This is a genomic window from Pseudomonas sp. Pseusp10, assembly GCF_059492225.1.
Genome location: NZ_CP168528.1, coordinates 1,742,093 through 1,758,894, shown reverse-complemented (window position 1 = coordinate 1,758,894; position 16,802 = coordinate 1,742,093). Strand labels below are relative to the sequence as shown.

Sequence of the window (16,802 nt, the reverse complement as noted above, 5' to 3'; positions counted from 1 at the left end):
CGAGCCATGCACAACAACAATAAAGAGCTGACCTTAAGCGCCCCGCTCAGCGGCCCGGTGCTCACGCTTGCCAAAGTCCCGGACCCGGTGTTTGCCAGCGGTGCCATGGGCGACGGCATCGCCATCGATCCGCTCAACGACACCCTTCACGCCCCGTGTGCCGGCGTGGTGGTACATGTCGCCCGCACTGGTCATGCGGTGACCCTGCGGGCCGACAACGGCGCGGAGTTGCTCCTGCACCTGGGCCTCGACACGGTCGAATTGCAGGGTCAGGGTTTCTCCATGCTGGTCAAGGAAGGCGCGCGTGTCGCCAATGGCCAACCGCTGCTGCGCTACGACCTGGACAAGGTTGCGCAACAGTGCAAAAGCCTGGTCAGCCTGCTGATCCTCACTAACAGCCAAGACTTTCAGGCACGGCCCATCACCCTCAAATCGGTGAAGGTCGGCGAGCCGCTGCTGCACATCATTCGTCGACAGACATCGAACGCAGAGGTCGATGTCGAGTTTGCCGGCGCAGAGATTGTCGGCCTCGTACGCATTGCTCACCGTGGTGGTCTGCACGCGCGGCCGGCCGCGTTGATCCGTCAGACCGCGCAAGGTTTCAAAAGCAAATCGCAGCTGCATTTCGCCGGCAAGTCGGCAACCTGCGACAGCCTGATCGGCCTGATGGGGCTGGCCATCGGCGAGCAGGCAGAAGTCCAGGTCAGTTGCCAGGGTCCGGATGCCGAGGCCGCGCTGCAAGCCTTGCTGACCGCGTTATCCACAGCCTTGGCCGAAGACAGTCACGCCACCGCGCCACCCACGATTGCCCAACGCAATCGCCCCGCCGAAGCCGGTGTGTTGCACGGCGTCTGTGCGGCGCCCGGCCTGGTCGGCGGGCCGCTGTTTCGCCTGAATGCGATCAGCCTGCCGGTGGATGCCGGCCATCATGATCCGCAGCAGCAACGGCAGGCTCTGGACGCGGCACTGAGCCAGGTGCGCAGCGACATCGACCACACCCTGGCCCAGGCAAAAAAACACAAGGACAGCGCCGAAGAGGCGATTTTCGCCGCACACCTGGCGCTGCTCGAAGATCCGGCCTTGCTGGGCGCCGCCAGTCAATCCGTCGCCCAGGGCACGGCCGCGACTCACGCCTGGAGCCAGGCCATCGACGCGCAATGCGAAGTGCTCCAGCAAACCGGCAGCACATTGCTCGCCGAACGCGCCAACGACCTGCGCGACCTCAAGCAACGGGTGCTGCGTGTATTGCTCGGCGATACCTGGCATTACGACGTGCCGGCCGGCGCCATCGTCGCGGCCCATGAACTGACGCCCTCCGATCTGCTGCAACTGAGCCAGCAAGGTGTCGCCGGGCTGTGCATGGCCGAAGGCGGCGCGACCTCCCACGTGGCGATTCTGGCCCGGGGCAAAGGCCTGCCGTGCATGGTCGCACTGGGCTCGACGCTGCTGGATCAACGACAGGGGCAACCGGTGGTGCTGGACGCCGACGGAGGCCGTCTCGAACTGACACCCAATGCAGAGCGCCTTGCGGACGTGCGCCAGCTGCAACAGCAACAGCAACAACGCCGGGCCGAACAACAGGCCCAGGCGCATACACCGGCGCTGACCACCGATGGCCTGCGCATCGAAGTCGCGGCCAACGTGGCGTCCAGCACGGAAGCGGCAGACGCATTGGCCAATGGCGCCGACGGCGTCGGCTTGCTGCGCACCGAGTTTCTCTTCGTCGACCGCCACACTGCTCCGGACGGACAGGAACAATGCCACGCCTATCAAGCAGTGCTCGATGCCATGGGCGACAAGTCGGTGATCATTCGCACCATCGACGTTGGTGGCGACAAGCAACTCGACTACCTGCCACTGCCCGCCGAGGCCAATCCGGTGCTCGGCCTGCGCGGCATTCGCCTGGCTCAGGTTCGCCCTGAACTGCTCGACCAGCAACTGCGCGCGCTGCTGCACCTGCGCCCGTTGTCACGCTGCCGGATCCTGCTGCCGATGATCACTGAAGTTGATGAGCTGCTGCACATCCGCCAGCGCCTCGACGCCTTGTGCGATGAACTCGGTCTGACACAACGCCCCGAACTGGGAGTGATGATTGAAGTGCCGGCCGCCGCGCTGCTGGCCGAGCAACTGGCGGAGCACGCCGACTTCCTGTCCATCGGCACCAACGACCTGTCGCAATACACCCTGGCCATGGACCGCGACCATGCCGGGCTTGCCGCGCGCGTCGATGCACTGCACCCGGCCCTGCTGCGGTTGATCGCCCAGACCTGCGCCGGTGCGGCGCAGCACAAGCGTTGGGTCGGTGTGTGCGGTGCACTTGCTTCCGATCCGCTGGCCACGCCGGTGTTGATCGGCCTGGGGGTCAGCGAGTTGTCGGTGAGCCCGGTACAGATCGGTGAAATCAAGGACCGCGTGCGTCATCTCGACGCCAGCGAATGCCGGCGCATCAGCCATGACCTGCTCAAGCTGAGCAGCGCCAGCGCCGTGCGTCATGCCTGCCACCAGCATTGGCCTCTGAGCTAAAGAACAACAAGAATCCAGGGAGATCCGCCATGTACCAACTTTTCATTGAAGGCCTGCAGCGCCTCGGTCGCGCACTGATGCTGCCGATCGCGATCCTGCCGATTGCCGGCCTGCTGCTGCGCTTGGGCGATACCGACCTGCTGAACATCGCGATCATCCACGACGCCGGTCAGGTGATTTTCGCCAACCTGGCGATGATCTTCGCCATCGGCATCGCGGTCGGTTTCGCCAAAGACAACAACGGTACGGCGGGGCTTGCCGGGGTGATCGGCTACCTGGTGATGATCTCCACGCTCAAAGTGCTCGACCCGAGCATCAACATGGGCATGCTCGCCGGGATCGTCAGCGGCCTGATGGCCGGCGCGCTGTACAACCGTTTCAAGGACATCAAGCTGCCGGAATACCTGGCGTTCTTCGGTGGCCGGCGTTTCGTGCCGATCATCACCGGCTTCAGCGCGGTGGGCCTCGGCGTGGTGTTCGGCCTGATTTGGCCGCCGATCCAGCACGGCATCAACAGCTTCGGCGTGTTGATGCTGGAAAGCGGCAGCATCGGCGCATTCATTTTCGGCGTGCTCAACCGCCTACTGATCGTCACTGGCCTGCACCACATCATCAACAACATGGCATGGTTCGTCTTCGGCAACTTCACCGACCCGGCCACGGGCGCCCTCGTGACCGGCGACATCTCGCGCTACTTCGCCGGCGACCCCAAGGGCGGCCAATTCACCACCGGCATGTTCCCGATGATGCTCTTCGGCCTGCCCGCCGCGTGCCTGGCGATGTACCGCAACGCCTTGCCGGAACGACGCAAAGTCATGGGCGGGATCTTCCTGTCGATGGCCCTGACCTCGTTCCTCACTGGCGTCACCGAACCCGTCGAGTTCGCCTTCATGTTCCTTGCGCCACTGCTCTTCTTGTTGCACGCGCTGCTGACCGGCCTGTCGTTGGCTATCACCAATCTGCTGAACATCCACCTGGGGTTCACCTTCTCAGGTGGTTTCATCGACATGATCCTTGGTTGGGGCAAGTCCACCAACGGCTGGCTGGTGTTTCCGGTGGGCCTGGCGTACGCCGTGATCTATTACGTGGTGTTTGATTTCTGTATCCGCCGCTTCGACCTGAAAACCCCGGGACGTGAAGGTGTTACGGCCACCGAGCAAGTCGCTGTGGCCGACAACGAGCGTGCCGGGGCTTACATCAAGGCCCTGGGCGGCGCCGAAAACCTGATCACCGTCGGCGCCTGCACCACGCGGTTGCGCCTGGACATGGTGGATCGCCACAAGGCCTCGGATACAGATTTGAAAGCGCTCGGCGCCATGGCCGTGGTGCGTCCGGGCAAGGGCGGGAGTTTGCAGGTGGTGGTCGGGCCGATGGCCGACGCCATCGCCGACGAGATTCGCCTGGCGATGCCGGCGTTGGGTCGCGCCATCGTGTCGTCGCCTGCGGCAGTCATTGATGAACCCGCACCTCACGCCGTGGAGACACCTGAAGCCCGGCGATGGCTGGAGGCGCTGGGCGGTGGCGACAATGTGCTGCAACTTGACTGCATCGCCATGACCCGCATCCGCCTGCAACTGGCCGATGGCAAGGCCTTGTCGGAATGTGATTTGAAAGCGCTGGGTTGCCAGGGTGTGAGTCAGCTGGACGGTGACGTTTGGCATCTGTTGATTGGTGACAAGGCACCGACCTTGAATGATGCGCTGGAAGCGTTGGTCAATCGTAGCGAGGTCAGTGCCAAGGTTTAGATTCTCGGTGCCTGACAGGCCGCCATCGCGAGCAGGCTCGCTCCCACATTGGATCGGCAAACACTGGACCATTGTGGGAGCGGGCTTGCTCGCGAAAAGGCCATCACATTCAGCATCAATGTTGCCGGTTAGACCGCCTTCGCGAGCAAGCCCGCTCCCACACTGGATCGGTGTACATCCTTTGAATCGCAACCAAAAAAAAACCCGCTGAAATCACTTTCAGCGGGTTTCTCATCTAAGCAGCCAGGAAGATCAGAAATCCTCCAGTCGCCACACTTCATAAGCCGGCGTCTCGTAGGGATGGCTCTGCTTCAGAGCCGCCACCACCGCGCGAATCAACTCATCCGCCACCACCAGCTCGACCTTCCATTCCTCGACCTGTTCGACCTGCCCCGCTTGCCCAATGAACGGCTGGCTGCCGTCCAGTGGGCGAAACTGGCCAAGGCCCAACACCTGCCATGCGCAGTGATCATAAGCACCGATCCGTCCGCCACCGGCGGCGAATACGGCACTCTTGACCACGTCGACATGACTGTCGGGAACAAAAAAGCTGAGCTTGTACACGGCGCTTAGTTTACCCACACGCGAGCATTACGGAACATGCGCATCAGCGGTGCATCTTCGTTCCAGTCATCGGAACGCCACGAGTTCTGCACGGCGCGGAACACTCGCTCCGGGTGCGGCATCATGATCGTTACGCGACCGTCGCGGCTGGTCAGGCCGGTGATCCCGCGCGGCGAGCCGTTCGGGTTGGCCGGGTAGCTTTCGGTGACCTTGCCGTGGTTGTCGACGAAACGCATCGCCACGCAACCCGACAGATCGGCTTCCAGCAGTGCTTCTTCGCTGGCGAACTCGGCATGACCTTCGCCGTGGGCGATGGCGATCGGCATGCGCGAACCGGCCATGCCCTGCAGGAAGATCGAGTTCGACTCCTGGATCTGCACCATGGCAACACGGGCTTCGAACTGCTCGGAACGGTTGCGCACGAAGTGCGGCCAGAACTCGCTGCCCGGGATCAGCTCGTGCAGGTTGGACATCATCTGGCAACCGTTGCACACGCCGAGGGTGAAGCTGTCGTTACGCTCGAAGAAACCCTGGAACGCATCGCGGGCGCGGCTGTTGAACAGCGCGGATTTCGCCCAGCCTTCACCGGCACCCAATACGTCGCCGTAGGAGAAACCACCGCAAGCGACCATGCCCTTGAACTCGTTCAGGTCGACACGGCCGGCCAGAATGTCGCTCATGTGCACGTCAATCGCGTTGAAACCGGCGCGGTCGAACGCAGCCGCCATTTCCACCTGACCGTTGACGCCCTGCTCACGCAATACGGCAACCTGTGGGCGAATGCCTTTCTTGATGTAAGGCGCGGCGATGTCCTGGTTGATGTCGTAGCTCAGCTTGACGCTCAGGCCCGGGTTGTCTTCTTCCAGCAGCACGTCGAACTCTTGCTCGGCGCAGTCGGCGTTGTCACGCAGACGCTGGATCTGGTAGCTGGTCTCGGCCCACTGGCGTTGCAGCAGACGACGCTGGCCTTCGAACACGGTGTCACCGTTGAAGGTGATGCCGATCTCGCCATTGTTGATTGGCTGACCGATCACCGACACGCAATCGCCCAGGCCCGCAGCGCTGAACTGCGCGAGGATGTCCGGGGTAGCGTCCTGGCGAACCTGGATCACGGCACCCAGTTCTTCGTTGAACAGGATCGCGGCGATGTCGGCGGAAGAATCCGCCAGGCTGTCGAGGTTCAGGCTCAGGCCGCAGTGACCGGCGAACGCCATTTCGACGACGGAGGTCAGCAGACCACCGTCGGAACGGTCGTGGTAAGCCAGCAGGTGACCGTCGGCGTTGAGGCCCTGGATCACGGCGAAGAAGGCCTTGAGGTCTTCGGCGTCGTCGACGTCCGGAGCCTGCTTGCCGAGCTTGCCGTGAACCTGTGCCAGGATCGAGGCGCCCATGCGGTTCTGGCCGCGGCCCAGGTCGATCAGGATCAGGTCGGTGGTGCCCTTGTCCATGCGCAGTTGCGGGGTCAGGGTCTGACGGATGTCAGTCACTGGCGCGAAACCGGTGACGATCAGGGACATCGGCGAAGTGACGGACTTGTCCACGCCTTCATCGTTCCAGCGCGTGGCCATGGACATCGAGTCCTTGCCCACCGGAATGGTGATGCCCAGCTCAGGGCAGAGTTCCATGCCGACCGCTTTCACGGTGTCGTACAGACGTGCGTCTTCGCCCGGGTGACCGGCAGCCGACATCCAGTTCGCCGACAGCTTGATGTCGGAGATCTTGCCGATGCGCGAAGCCGCGATGTTGGTCAGGGTTTCACCGATGGCCATGCGACCCGACGCCGGAGCGTCCAGTAGTGCCAGCGGAGTACGCTCGCCCATGGCCATGGCTTCACCGGTGTAGACGTCGAAGCTGGTGGCGGTGACGGCAACGTCGGCCACCGGCACCTGCCACGGGCCGACCATCTGGTCACGGGCCACGAGGCCGGTGATGGTGCGGTCGCCGATGGTGATCAGGAAGCTCTTGCTGGCCACGGCCGGGTGATGCAGGACGCGCTCGACGCAGTCGGCAATGTTCAGGGTCGACGGATCGAAGTCATCGCCCAGCTCGGCTTCACGCACCACCGAACGGTGCATGCGCGGCGCCTTGCCCAGCAACACTTCCAGTGGCATGTCCACCGGGCTGTTGCCGAAATGGCTGTCGGTGACAGTCAGCTGTGGTTCGGCAGTGGCTTCGCCGACGACGGCAAACGGGCAACGCTCACGTTCGCAGATCGCCTTGAAGCGTTCGAAATCCGCCGGGCCTACGGCCAGAACGTAACGTTCCTGGGATTCGTTGGACCAGATTTCGTGCGGGGCCATGCCCGGCTCGTCGTTTGGAATGTTGCGCAGTTCGAAACGGCCACCGCGGTCGCCGTCGTTGACCAGTTCCGGGAAGGCGTTGGACAGACCGCCCGCACCCACGTCGTGGATGAAGCTGATCGGGTTCTTGTCGCCCAGTTGCCAGCAACGGTCGATGACTTCCTGGCAACGGCGTTCCATTTCCGGGTTTTCGCGTTGTACCGAAGCGAAGTCCAGGTCTGCCGAGCTGGTGCCGGTGGCCATGGAGGAAGCTGCACCGCCGCCCAGGCCGATCAGCATCGCCGGGCCGCCAAGCACGATCAGCTTGGAGCCAACGAGGATCTCCCCTTTCTTGACGTGTTCTTCACGGATGTTGCCCATGCCGCCAGCCAGCATGATCGGCTTGTGGTAGCCGCGAACTTCGTCACCGTGCGGGGTGGTGATCGATTGTTCGAAGGTACGGAAGTAACCGGTCAGCGCCGGACGGCCGAATTCGTTGTTGAACGCGGCACCGCCCAATGGGCCTTCGATCATGATGTCCAGTGCGGTAACGATGCGCTCAGGCTTGCCGTACGGCACTTCCCACGGCTGTTCGAAGCCCGGGATCTGCAGGTTGGACACGGTGAAACCGGTCAGGCCAGCCTTCGGCTTGGCACCGCGACCGGTGGCGCCTTCGTCGCGAATTTCGCCACCGGAACCGGTGGACGCGCCCGGGAACGGAGCAATCGCAGTCGGGTGGTTATGGGTTTCAACCTTCATCAGGATGTGCACCGGTTCCTGCACCGCGCCGTACTGGCGGGTTTCAGGGTCCGGGAAGAAGCGGCCGGCCACGGAGCCGACGATCACCGAAGCGTTGTCCTTATAAGCCGACAGGACACCTTCGTTGTGCATCTGGTAGGTGTTCTTGATCATGCCGAACAGGCTTTTTTCCTGGCTCTGGCCGTCGATGTCCCAACTGGCGTTGAAGATCTTGTGACGGCAGTGCTCGGAGTTCGCCTGGGCGAACATCATCAGTTCGATGTCATGCGGGTTACGCTTCAAGCCGACGAAGGCGTTGACCAGGTAGTCGATCTCGTCTTCGGCCAGGGCCAGGCCCAGCTCGGTGTTGGCTTTTTCCAGCGCGGCGCGGCCGCCACCCAGCACGTCGATGGCGGTCAGGGGTTTCGGCTCGGCGTGGCTGAACAGGCCGGCGGCCTGTTCGAGGTTGCCCAGAACGATCTGGGTCATGCGGTCGTGCAGCCCGTCAGCAATAAGCTGGGCTTCAGCGTCGCTGAACTGGCCGGCCACATAGAACGCGATGCCGCGCTCCAGGCGCTGGATTTTCGCCAGGCCGCAGTTGCGGGCGATGTCGCTGGCCTTGCTCGACCACGGCGAGATGGTGCCGAAACGCGGCAGCACCAGAAACAGACGACCGGTCGGTTCTTGTACCGGAACGCTTGGACCGTACTTCAGAAGGCGCGCAAGCACCTGATGTTCGTCGCCGGTCAGGACGCCGGTAACTTCGGCGAAGTGAGCGAATTCAGCATACAGGCCGCTGACAGCCGGAACCTTCTGGCTCAGTTGCTCAAGGAGCTTGCTGTGGCGAAAGGCAGAAAGGGCAGGAGCGCCGCGCAGGATCAACATCTTCGGGACAGCCTCGGGAAGGGGTGTGCTTTGAGGCCGTGCATTCTAGCCTAAACAGCCCGCGACAGCACCCGAAACGCTACGCACGGTTGCACTCGGGTATCGATCTGTGTTTCTGCCTCGAAAGTCAGGTTAACCAGGCATGTGACGACAGCTTATTTTTACTGTAACAGAATGCAGACAAGGCCCGTTCCTGCGGGGTTTCGGCCGGATTTGTGATCTCTAGCAGACTAGCCCTTCACTGTCGAGATATGGCGCCCGTGGTCCTTTGCGTATACTGCGCAGATGTTTTTCCCAACGGCTTTACGTCCGCGGTACGCCAAATGGCTGATCGCAACCGGACTCTTCCTGATGCTCGGTGGCTGTGTTGATAAACCCAACACGCTCGAGCGCGTAAAGGAGGATGGTGTGCTGCGGGTGGTTACCCGAAACAGCCCCGCCACCTACTTTCAGGATCGCAACGGTGAAACCGGCTTCGAATACGAGCTGGTGAAGCGCTTCGCCGACGATCTGGGGGTCGAGCTCAAGATCGAGACCGCCGACAACCTCGATGACCTGTTCAACCAGATCGGCAAGCCCAACGGTCCGGTGCTGGCGGCTGCCGGCCTGGTCAGCAGCGACGAACGCAAAAAGCAGGTGCGCTTCTCCCACTCCTACCTGGAAGTCACCCCGCAGATCATCTACCGCAACGGCCAGTCACGGCCGACCGATGCGAAGGACCTGGTGGGCAAGAAGATCATGGTGCTCAAGGGCAGCACCCACGCCGAACAACTGGCGCAGTTGAAACAGAAGTTTCCCGGCATCGAATACGAAGAGTCTGACGCAGTCGAGGTCGTCGATCTCCTGCGCATGGTGGATGAAGGTCAGATCGACCTGACGCTGGTCGACTCCAACGAAGTGGCAATGAACCAGGTGTACTTCACCAACATCCGGGTCGCCTTCGACCTCGGTGACGCCAGCAACCAGAGCTGGGCCGTCGCGCCGGGCGACGACAACAGCCTGCTCAACGAAATCAACGATTACCTCGACAAGGTCAAGAAAAACGGCACCCTGCAACGCCTCAAGGACCGCTACTACGGGCATGTCGACGTCCTCGGCTACATGGGCGCCACCACGTTTGCCCAACACTTGCAGCAACGCCTGCCCAAGTACGAACAGCACTTCAAGGCGTACGCCAAGAAAGAGAAAGTCGACTGGCGCCTGTTGGCGGCCATCGGGTACCAGGAGTCGTTGTGGCAAGCTGCCGTCACGTCCAAGACCGGCGTGCGCGGCCTGATGATGCTGACCCAGAACACCGCGCAGGCCATGGGCGTGTCCAATCGCCTCGATCCGAAACAAAGCATCATGGGCGGCGCCAAGTACCTGGCCTACATGAAGGACCAGCTCGACGATTCGATTCAGGAACCCGACCGTACCTGGTTTGCCCTGGCGGCCTACAACGTCGGCAGCGGCCACCTGGATGACGCACGCAAACTGGCGGCCAGGGAAGGGTTGAACCCGGACAAATGGCTGGATGTGAAGAAGATCCTGCCGCGCCTGTCGGAAAAAAAGTGGTACAGCAAGACCCGTTACGGCTACGCCCGTGGCGGCGAACCGGTGCATTTCGTGGCGAACATCCGTCGTTACTACGACATCCTGACCTGGGTCACGCAGCCGCAGCTTGAAGGCGATCAGGTCGCCGAGGGCAAACTGCTGGTGCCGGGGATCGACAAGACCAAGCCGGCGCAGGAACCTTCGCCCCTGTAGGAGCGAGATTGCTCGCGATGGTGGGTAACGATAACGCGGGTTTTCTGAAAGAACGCGGCGCTCTCAAGTCCATCGCGAGCAAGCTCGCTCCTACAGGGTTTTGTATTGGCTTTTAAGCTTTTGCGGCAGCCGCCAGAATCAGCGCCTTCATCTCCGAAACAGCCGACTTGAACCCAACGAACAGCGCGTGGGCCACCAGTGCATGGCCGATGTTCAGCTCGTTGATGCCCTTGATCGCCGCCACGGCTTCAACGTTGTGATAGTGCAGGCCATGGCCGGCATTGACGATCAGCCCCTGGGCCAGGCCGAAGGCCACGCCATCGGCCACACGCTTGAGTTCTTCAGCGACTTCGGTTGGCGTCTCGGCATCGGCGTAACGCCCGGTGTGCAGCTCGATGGCTGGCGCGCCGACACGGCGGGAGGCTTCGATCTGACGCTCGTCGGCATCGATGAACAGCGACACTTCGGAGCCGATCTTCGACAGGCGCTCGACCGCCGCCTTGATCCGCGCTTCCTGCCCCGCCACGTCCAGACCGCCTTCGGTGGTCAGTTCCTGACGGGTTTCCGGCACCAGGCAAATGTGCGCCGGGCGGATGCGCTCGGCGAACTGCATCATTTCTTCGGTGACGCCCATTTCGAAGTTCATGCGGGTTTGCAGCACGTCCTTGAGCAGCAGAACGTCGCGCTCCTGGATGTGCCGACGGTCTTCGCGCAGGTGCACGGTGATGCCGTCAGCGCCCGCCTCTTCCGCGTCCAGTGCTGCCTTGACCGGGTCCGGGTAACGGGTACCCCGGGCCTGACGCAGGGTGGCAACGTGGTCGATGTTCACGCCAAGGAGAATACGGGTGCTGGTGGTCACGGAAGCGCTCCAGAAGAAGAGAAAGTTCGGTGCACAGCATACATGGGGAATTTACGGTTTTCGAAACAACTCGCGGGAAACCAAAGGTCGGCCCCCGAGATGCACCGCCAGCGCCTGACGCATCAAGCGCTTGGCCGCCGACAAGGCACCCGGCGCGCTCCAGTCGGCATCAGCCATCGCCAGCAGTTCAGCGCCATTGAACAAACCCGGTTGCAGCAGGTAGACCCGTTCAAGCCCCGCATCCACTTGCAAACGATAAAGACCGTCGGGGGCGATGGCCTCATCATGGATATCCGTAGTCAATGAGAATCCGTAGCCGAGGTCATCGAGCAAGCGCCACTCGAAGGAGCGCAGCAAGGGCTCCAGGGGGCGACCTTCGGCCAGGGCCAGCAAGGTGGCGGCGTAATGATCGAACACCGAAGGGAGCGGATCTTCAGCGGGCAACAGACGAATCAGCAGTTCATTGAGGTAAAGACCGCTGAACAGAGCCTCACCATTGAGCCAGGTGGAAACACCGGCACTTTCCATACGCCCGACGTTCTTCAGCTCACCCTTGCCCCGGAACTCCACTTCCAGCGGCACGAACGGCCGCGCCAACGTCCCGGCCTTGCCCCGTGCACTGCGCAACACTGCCCGCAACCGGCCTTGCGGCGTGAGGAAATCCACCAGCGCGCTGTTTTCACGGTAGGCGCGGGAGTGCAGGACGTAGGCGGGTTGGGCGATGGGCGGGGTTGAGGACATGGCAATCAGAATTCTCAAGACAGGAACACGATCTTACAAACACCCCAAAACCATTGTGGGAGCGAGCTTGCTCGCGATTGCGGTCTGCCAGTCAACATTGACGTTGAATTTCAGGCCCTCATCGCGAGCAAGCTCGCTCCCACAGGGTTTCTCTGGTGTATCAGGAACCGAGTCTTACAGGTCGCCATAACCCAGCGAACGCAGCGCACGTTCGTCATCGGACCAGCCACCCTTAACCTTGACCCACAGGTTGAGCATGATCTTGGAGTCGAACAGCAGCTCCATGTCCTTGCGCGCTTCGGTGCCGATGCGCTTGATGCGCTCGCCCTTGTCGCCAATGATGATTTTCTTCTGGCCATCGCGCTCGACGAGAATCAAGGCATGGATGTGCAGGGTCTTGCCCTGCTGCTTGAACTCTTCGATTTCGACCGTGATCTGGTACGGCAGCTCGGCGCCCATCTGGCGCATGATTTTCTCGCGCACCAGCTCGGCGGCGAGGAAACGGCTGCTGCGGTCGGTGATCTGGTCTTCCGGGAAGAAGTGATCGTTTTCCGGCAAATGCCCGGCAATCACGCGCTCCAGCGCATCGAGGTTGTGCCCGTGCTGCGCGGAAATCGGCATGATCTGCGCATTCGGCAGCTGCTCCTGCAACCAGCTCAGGTGCGGCATCAGCTCGGCTTTGTCTTCGATGCGATCGGTCTTGTTCAGCGCCACGATCAGTGGGCCGGTCACGTACTGGACGCGCTCGAGAACCATCTGGTCTTCTTCGGTCCACTTGGTGCGGTCGACCACAAAGATCACCACGTCGACGTCTTTCAACGCCGCCGAAGCAGTCTTGTTCATGTAGCGGTTCAGAGCCTTTTCGCCGCCCTTGTGCATGCCAGGGGTGTCGACGTAGATCGCCTGCACATCGCCCTCGGTCTTGATACCGAGCATGTTGTGACGGGTGGTCTGCGGCTTGCGCGAGGTGATCGCCAGCTTCTGACCGAGGATGTGGTTCAGCAGCGTGGACTTGCCCACGTTCGGACGGCCGACGATGGCAACATAGCCACAGCGAGTTGCGTTTGTATCAGTCATTGCCATTCTCCACACCCAGGGCAATCAGTGCTGCGGCGGCCGCTACCTGTTCGGCAATACGACGACTCACACCCTGACCTCGGCTTTTTTCATTCAGTAAGATGATTTCGCATTCGACGAAGAACGTCCGGCAATGCGGCTCACCCTGGATATCCACCACTTCGTAACGCGGCAGTTCACAACCACGAGACTGCAGGAACTCCTGCAGGCGGGTCTTTGGATCTTTGTTGGTGTCGACCAGCGTCAGGCCTTCGAACTCTCCGGCCAGCCAGGCGAGCACACGCTCGCGGGCCACTTCCATGCCAGCATCGAGGTAGATCGCACCGATCAACGCTTCCAGGGCATCGGCCAGAATCGACTCGCGACGAAAGCCGCCGCTTTTCAGTTCACCGGAGCCCAGGCGCAGGTATTCGCCCAGATCGAAACCACGAGCCAGTACGGCCAGGGTCTCACCTTTCACCAAGCGCGCGCGCAAACGCGACAACTGGCCTTCGCGGGCCAGCGGGAACCGCTCGAACAGCGCCTCACCGGCGACGAAGTTGAGGATGGCGTCACCGAGGAATTCCAGGCGTTCGTTGTTACGCCCGGCAAAACTGCGGTGAGTCAGGGCCAGGACCATCAGTTCCTGATCCTTGAAGGTGTAGCCGAGCTGACGCTCTAGACGGCTTAAGGAGACGCTCACGGTTTACCCACGCTGAGTTCGTGGCTGGATTCCACCGCCATCGCCGTGATGCGGCGCAGGCTTGGGACAATTAACGCTGTGTTCAAAAATTACGTCCTGAATATCATTGGCTTCATGCTTCCGGGCGCCGAAATGTGCCGGTTCCAGAAATGCATTCGGCGCTGTGTTCAACAGCGCCGTGTTTGATTACTTGATCAGGCCAACCCGCGAGAAATTCGGCAGGTGGCTGAGTTTTGGTTCCGGCCAGCTCATCCAGACCGCAAAGGCCTTGCCGACGATATTCTTGTCGGGAACCATGCCCAGCAGATCCTTGGGAATGCTCGGATCATCCCAGTAGCGACTGTCGTTCGAGTTGTCGCGGTTGTCGCCCATCATGAAGTAGTGCCCGGCCGGCACGGTCCATGAATGGTCCGGCATTGCACGGTAGCGGCTCATTTCCTTGCGGATCATGTGCTCGGCTGCACCGAGTTTTTCCTTGTAGAGCTCAGCGCTGCCCAGCGTGCCCGGCTCGGAGCCGACCAGTTGCTCGGCAATCGATTGACCGTTGACGAACAGACGCTTGTCCGCGGTGTAGCGAACCGTGTCGCCCGGCAAGCCAACTACACGCTTGATGTAGTTGACGTTCGGATCGCTCGGGTAACGAAACACCATGACATCGCCGCGCTGCGGATCACCGACTTCGATGATTTTCTTGTCGATCACCGGCAAGCGGATCCCGTAGGAAAACTTGCTCACCAGAATGAAGTCGCCGACATCCAGGGTTGGCTTCATCGAACCGGAAGGAATCTGGAACGGTTCCACCAGGAACGAACGCAGCACCAGCACGATGAACAGCACCGGGAAGAACGACTTGCCGTATTCAACCAGCAGCGGCTCCTTGTTCAGCTTCTCGACCACAACCATGTCAGGCTGGCTGACGCTGCCCTGATAGGAGGCAATGGCGGCACGCCGACGCGGCGCCAGGATCAACAGATCGAGCAACGCCAACAGGCCGCAGACGAACACGGCGATGACCAGCAACAGCGGGAAATTTAGTGACATAGGACCTAACTATCCAACCTGAGCACTGCAAGGAAGGCTTCCTGTGGAATTTCCACGTTGCCGACTTGCTTCATGCGTTTCTTACCGGCCTTTTGCTTTTCCAGCAGCTTCTTCTTACGGCTGACGTCACCGCCGTAGCATTTGGCCAATACGTTCTTTCTGAGCGCCTTGACGGTTGTCCGCGCCACAATCTGCCCGCCAATGGCGGCCTGGATTGCCACGTCGAACATCTGCCGCGGAATCAGATCCTTCATCTTCTCGGTCAACTGGCGACCTTTGTAGTGCGAGTTGTCACGGTGCACGATCAGCGCCAGGGCGTCGACCTTGTCGCCGTTGATCAGCACGTCCAGTTTCACCAGGCTGGCCGATTGGTAACGATCGAAATGGTAGTCCAGAGAAGCATAGCCGCGACTGGTGGATTTCAGACGATCGAAGAAGTCCAGCACCACTTCGTTCATCGGCAGGTCGTAGGTCACTTGTACCTGGGAGCCGAGGAACAGCATGTCGACCTGCACACCGCGTTTTTCGATGCACAGGGTAATGACGTTACCCAAGTGCTCTTGCGGCACAAGAATATTGGCGCGCACGATCGGCTCGCGCATGTCTTCGATGGCAGACAGGTCCGGCAGCTTCGACGGGTTGTCGACGTAGATCGTCTCACCGGTCTTGAGCAGCAGCTCGAAGATTACCGTCGGCGCCGTGGTGATCAGGTCCAGGTTGTATTCGCGCTCCAGGCGCTCCTGGATGATTTCCATGTGCAGCATGCCGAGGAAGCCGCAACGGAAGCCGAAGCCCAGGGCGTCGGAGCTTTCCGGCGTGTATTGCAGCGACGAATCGTTGAGGGTGAGCTTTTGCAGCGCTTCACGGAAATCTTCGAAGTCGTCGGAGCTGACCGGGAACAGACCGGCGTATACCTGCGGCTGAATGCGCTTGAAGCCTGGCAGTACGTCGACGTCCGGAGTTGTACTCAAGGTCAGGGTATCGCCCACTGGCGCACCGTGAATGTCCTTGATGCTGGCGATGATGAAGCCCACTTCACCGGCTTTCAGGTCAACGGTCGGGGTGTGTTTCGGGTTGAACACGCCGACGCTGTCCACCAGATGGATCTTGCCAGTGGACTTGACCAGGATCTTGTCACCCTTCCTCACGCGGCCGTGGCGCACGCGAACCAGGGAGACAACGCCCAGGTAGTTGTCGAACCAGGAGTCGATGATCAACGCTTGCAGCGGATCTTCGATGTTGCCGGTCGGCGCCGGAATGGTGGTCACCAGGCGCTCGAGCACTTCATCGACGCCCAGACCGGTCTTGGCACTGCAAGTGACCGCGTCGGTGGCATCGATGCCGATGATTTTTTCGATTTCTTCCTTCACGCGGTCCGGATCGGCCTGTGGCAGGTCGATCTTGTTCAGCACCGGCATCACTTCCAGGCCCTGTTCGATCGCCGTGTAGCAGTTGGCAACCGACTGCGCTTCAACGCCTTGACCGGCATCGACCACCAGCAGCGCGCCTTCACAGGCAGCCAGCGAACGGCTCACCTCATAGGTGAAGTCAACGTGGCCGGGGGTATCAATGAAGTTGAGCTGGTAGTTGATACCGTCTTTGGCTTTGTAATACAGAGTAACGCTGTGCGCCTTGATGGTGATCCCGCGCTCGCGCTCGAGGTCCATGGAGTCCAGGACCTGGGCTTCCATTTCGCGCTCGGCCAGGCCGCCACACATCTGGATGAAGCGATCGGCCAGCGTCGACTTGCCATGGTCAATGTGGGCGATGATGGAGAAATTGCGGATATGACTCAAATCACTCACGGATCAACACTCAAAAAGGCTGCAGGCATAGCCCGCCGAAAAATAGCCGGGAATTGTACCTGATCCACGGCGCAAGCGTCACGTTCGCAGGTCAGACGGCACCTACAAAAACGCCCC

Annotated in this window: 11 protein-coding genes; 3 read left to right on the top strand and 8 right to left on the bottom strand. The window is 61.2% G+C overall.

Going from position 1 to position 16,802, the window contains the following annotated elements:
* The first annotated feature begins 6 nt into the window (after positions 1-6).
* Together ptsP and nagE are read left to right on the top strand one after the other, a co-directional pair.
* The gene (ptsP, locus tag ACEN8Z_RS07850) at positions 7-2,523 is read left to right on the top strand and encodes a phosphoenolpyruvate--protein phosphotransferase (protein ID WP_495597266.1); all 2,517 of its coding nucleotides are present in this window, start codon (positions 7-9) and stop codon (positions 2,521-2,523) included.
* A gap of 29 nt (positions 2,524-2,552) precedes the next feature.
* Positions 2,553-4,268, top strand: a complete 1,716-nt coding sequence (gene nagE / locus ACEN8Z_RS07845; RefSeq protein WP_495597265.1) for an N-acetylglucosamine-specific PTS transporter subunit IIBC — start codon at positions 2,553-2,555, stop codon at positions 4,266-4,268.
* A 252-nt stretch (positions 4,269-4,520) separates the two neighbouring features.
* Here the strand turns inward: nagE and ACEN8Z_RS07840 are convergent, their stop codons facing one another.
* Positions 4,521-4,832, bottom strand: coding sequence for an NGG1p interacting factor NIF3 (locus ACEN8Z_RS07840; protein ID WP_495598100.1), 312 nt, complete (start codon positions 4,830-4,832; stop codon positions 4,521-4,523).
* A 5-nt stretch (positions 4,833-4,837) separates the two neighbouring features.
* Positions 4,838-8,734: a phosphoribosylformylglycinamidine synthase gene (gene purL / locus ACEN8Z_RS07835; RefSeq protein ID WP_495597264.1), complete on the bottom strand. Its 3,897-nt coding sequence runs from the start codon at positions 8,732-8,734 to the stop codon at positions 4,838-4,840.
* A 285-nt stretch (positions 8,735-9,019) separates the two neighbouring features.
* Between purL and mltF the strand changes: the two genes are divergently transcribed.
* Positions 9,020-10,480, top strand: coding sequence for a membrane-bound lytic murein transglycosylase MltF (gene mltF, locus ACEN8Z_RS07830; protein WP_495597263.1), 1,461 nt, complete (start codon positions 9,020-9,022; stop codon positions 10,478-10,480).
* A gap of 112 nt (positions 10,481-10,592) precedes the next feature.
* Here mltF and pdxJ read toward each other — a convergent pair whose 3' ends face one another.
* The 6 genes from pdxJ to lepA form a co-directional block, all read right to left on the bottom strand.
* Complete coding sequence (pdxJ, locus tag ACEN8Z_RS07825) at positions 10,593-11,339, bottom strand: pyridoxine 5'-phosphate synthase (protein WP_008053219.1); 747 nt, start codon at positions 11,337-11,339, stop codon at positions 10,593-10,595.
* A gap of 51 nt (positions 11,340-11,390) precedes the next feature.
* Positions 11,391-12,080: a DNA repair protein RecO gene (recO, locus tag ACEN8Z_RS07820; RefSeq protein WP_495597262.1), complete on the bottom strand. Its 690-nt coding sequence runs from the start codon at positions 12,078-12,080 to the stop codon at positions 11,391-11,393.
* Between the two features lie 174 nt (positions 12,081-12,254).
* A complete protein-coding gene (era, locus tag ACEN8Z_RS07815; protein ID WP_007982798.1) occupies positions 12,255-13,157 on the bottom strand; it encodes a GTPase Era in 903 nt (300 codons plus the stop codon).
* Entirely contained in the window at positions 13,150-13,839 is a 690-nt protein-coding gene (gene rnc / locus ACEN8Z_RS07810) for a ribonuclease III (RefSeq protein WP_007973960.1), read from the bottom strand. Before rnc ends, era begins: the two co-directional genes overlap by 8 nt.
* Before the next feature lie 186 nt (positions 13,840-14,025).
* A complete protein-coding gene (gene lepB, locus ACEN8Z_RS07805) occupies positions 14,026-14,880 on the bottom strand; it encodes a signal peptidase I (protein WP_007994848.1) in 855 nt (284 codons plus the stop codon).
* A gap of 5 nt (positions 14,881-14,885) precedes the next feature.
* Positions 14,886-16,685, bottom strand: coding sequence for a translation elongation factor 4 (gene lepA / locus ACEN8Z_RS07800; protein WP_495597261.1), 1,800 nt, complete (start codon positions 16,683-16,685; stop codon positions 14,886-14,888).
* Positions 16,686-16,802 lie beyond the last annotated feature (117 nt).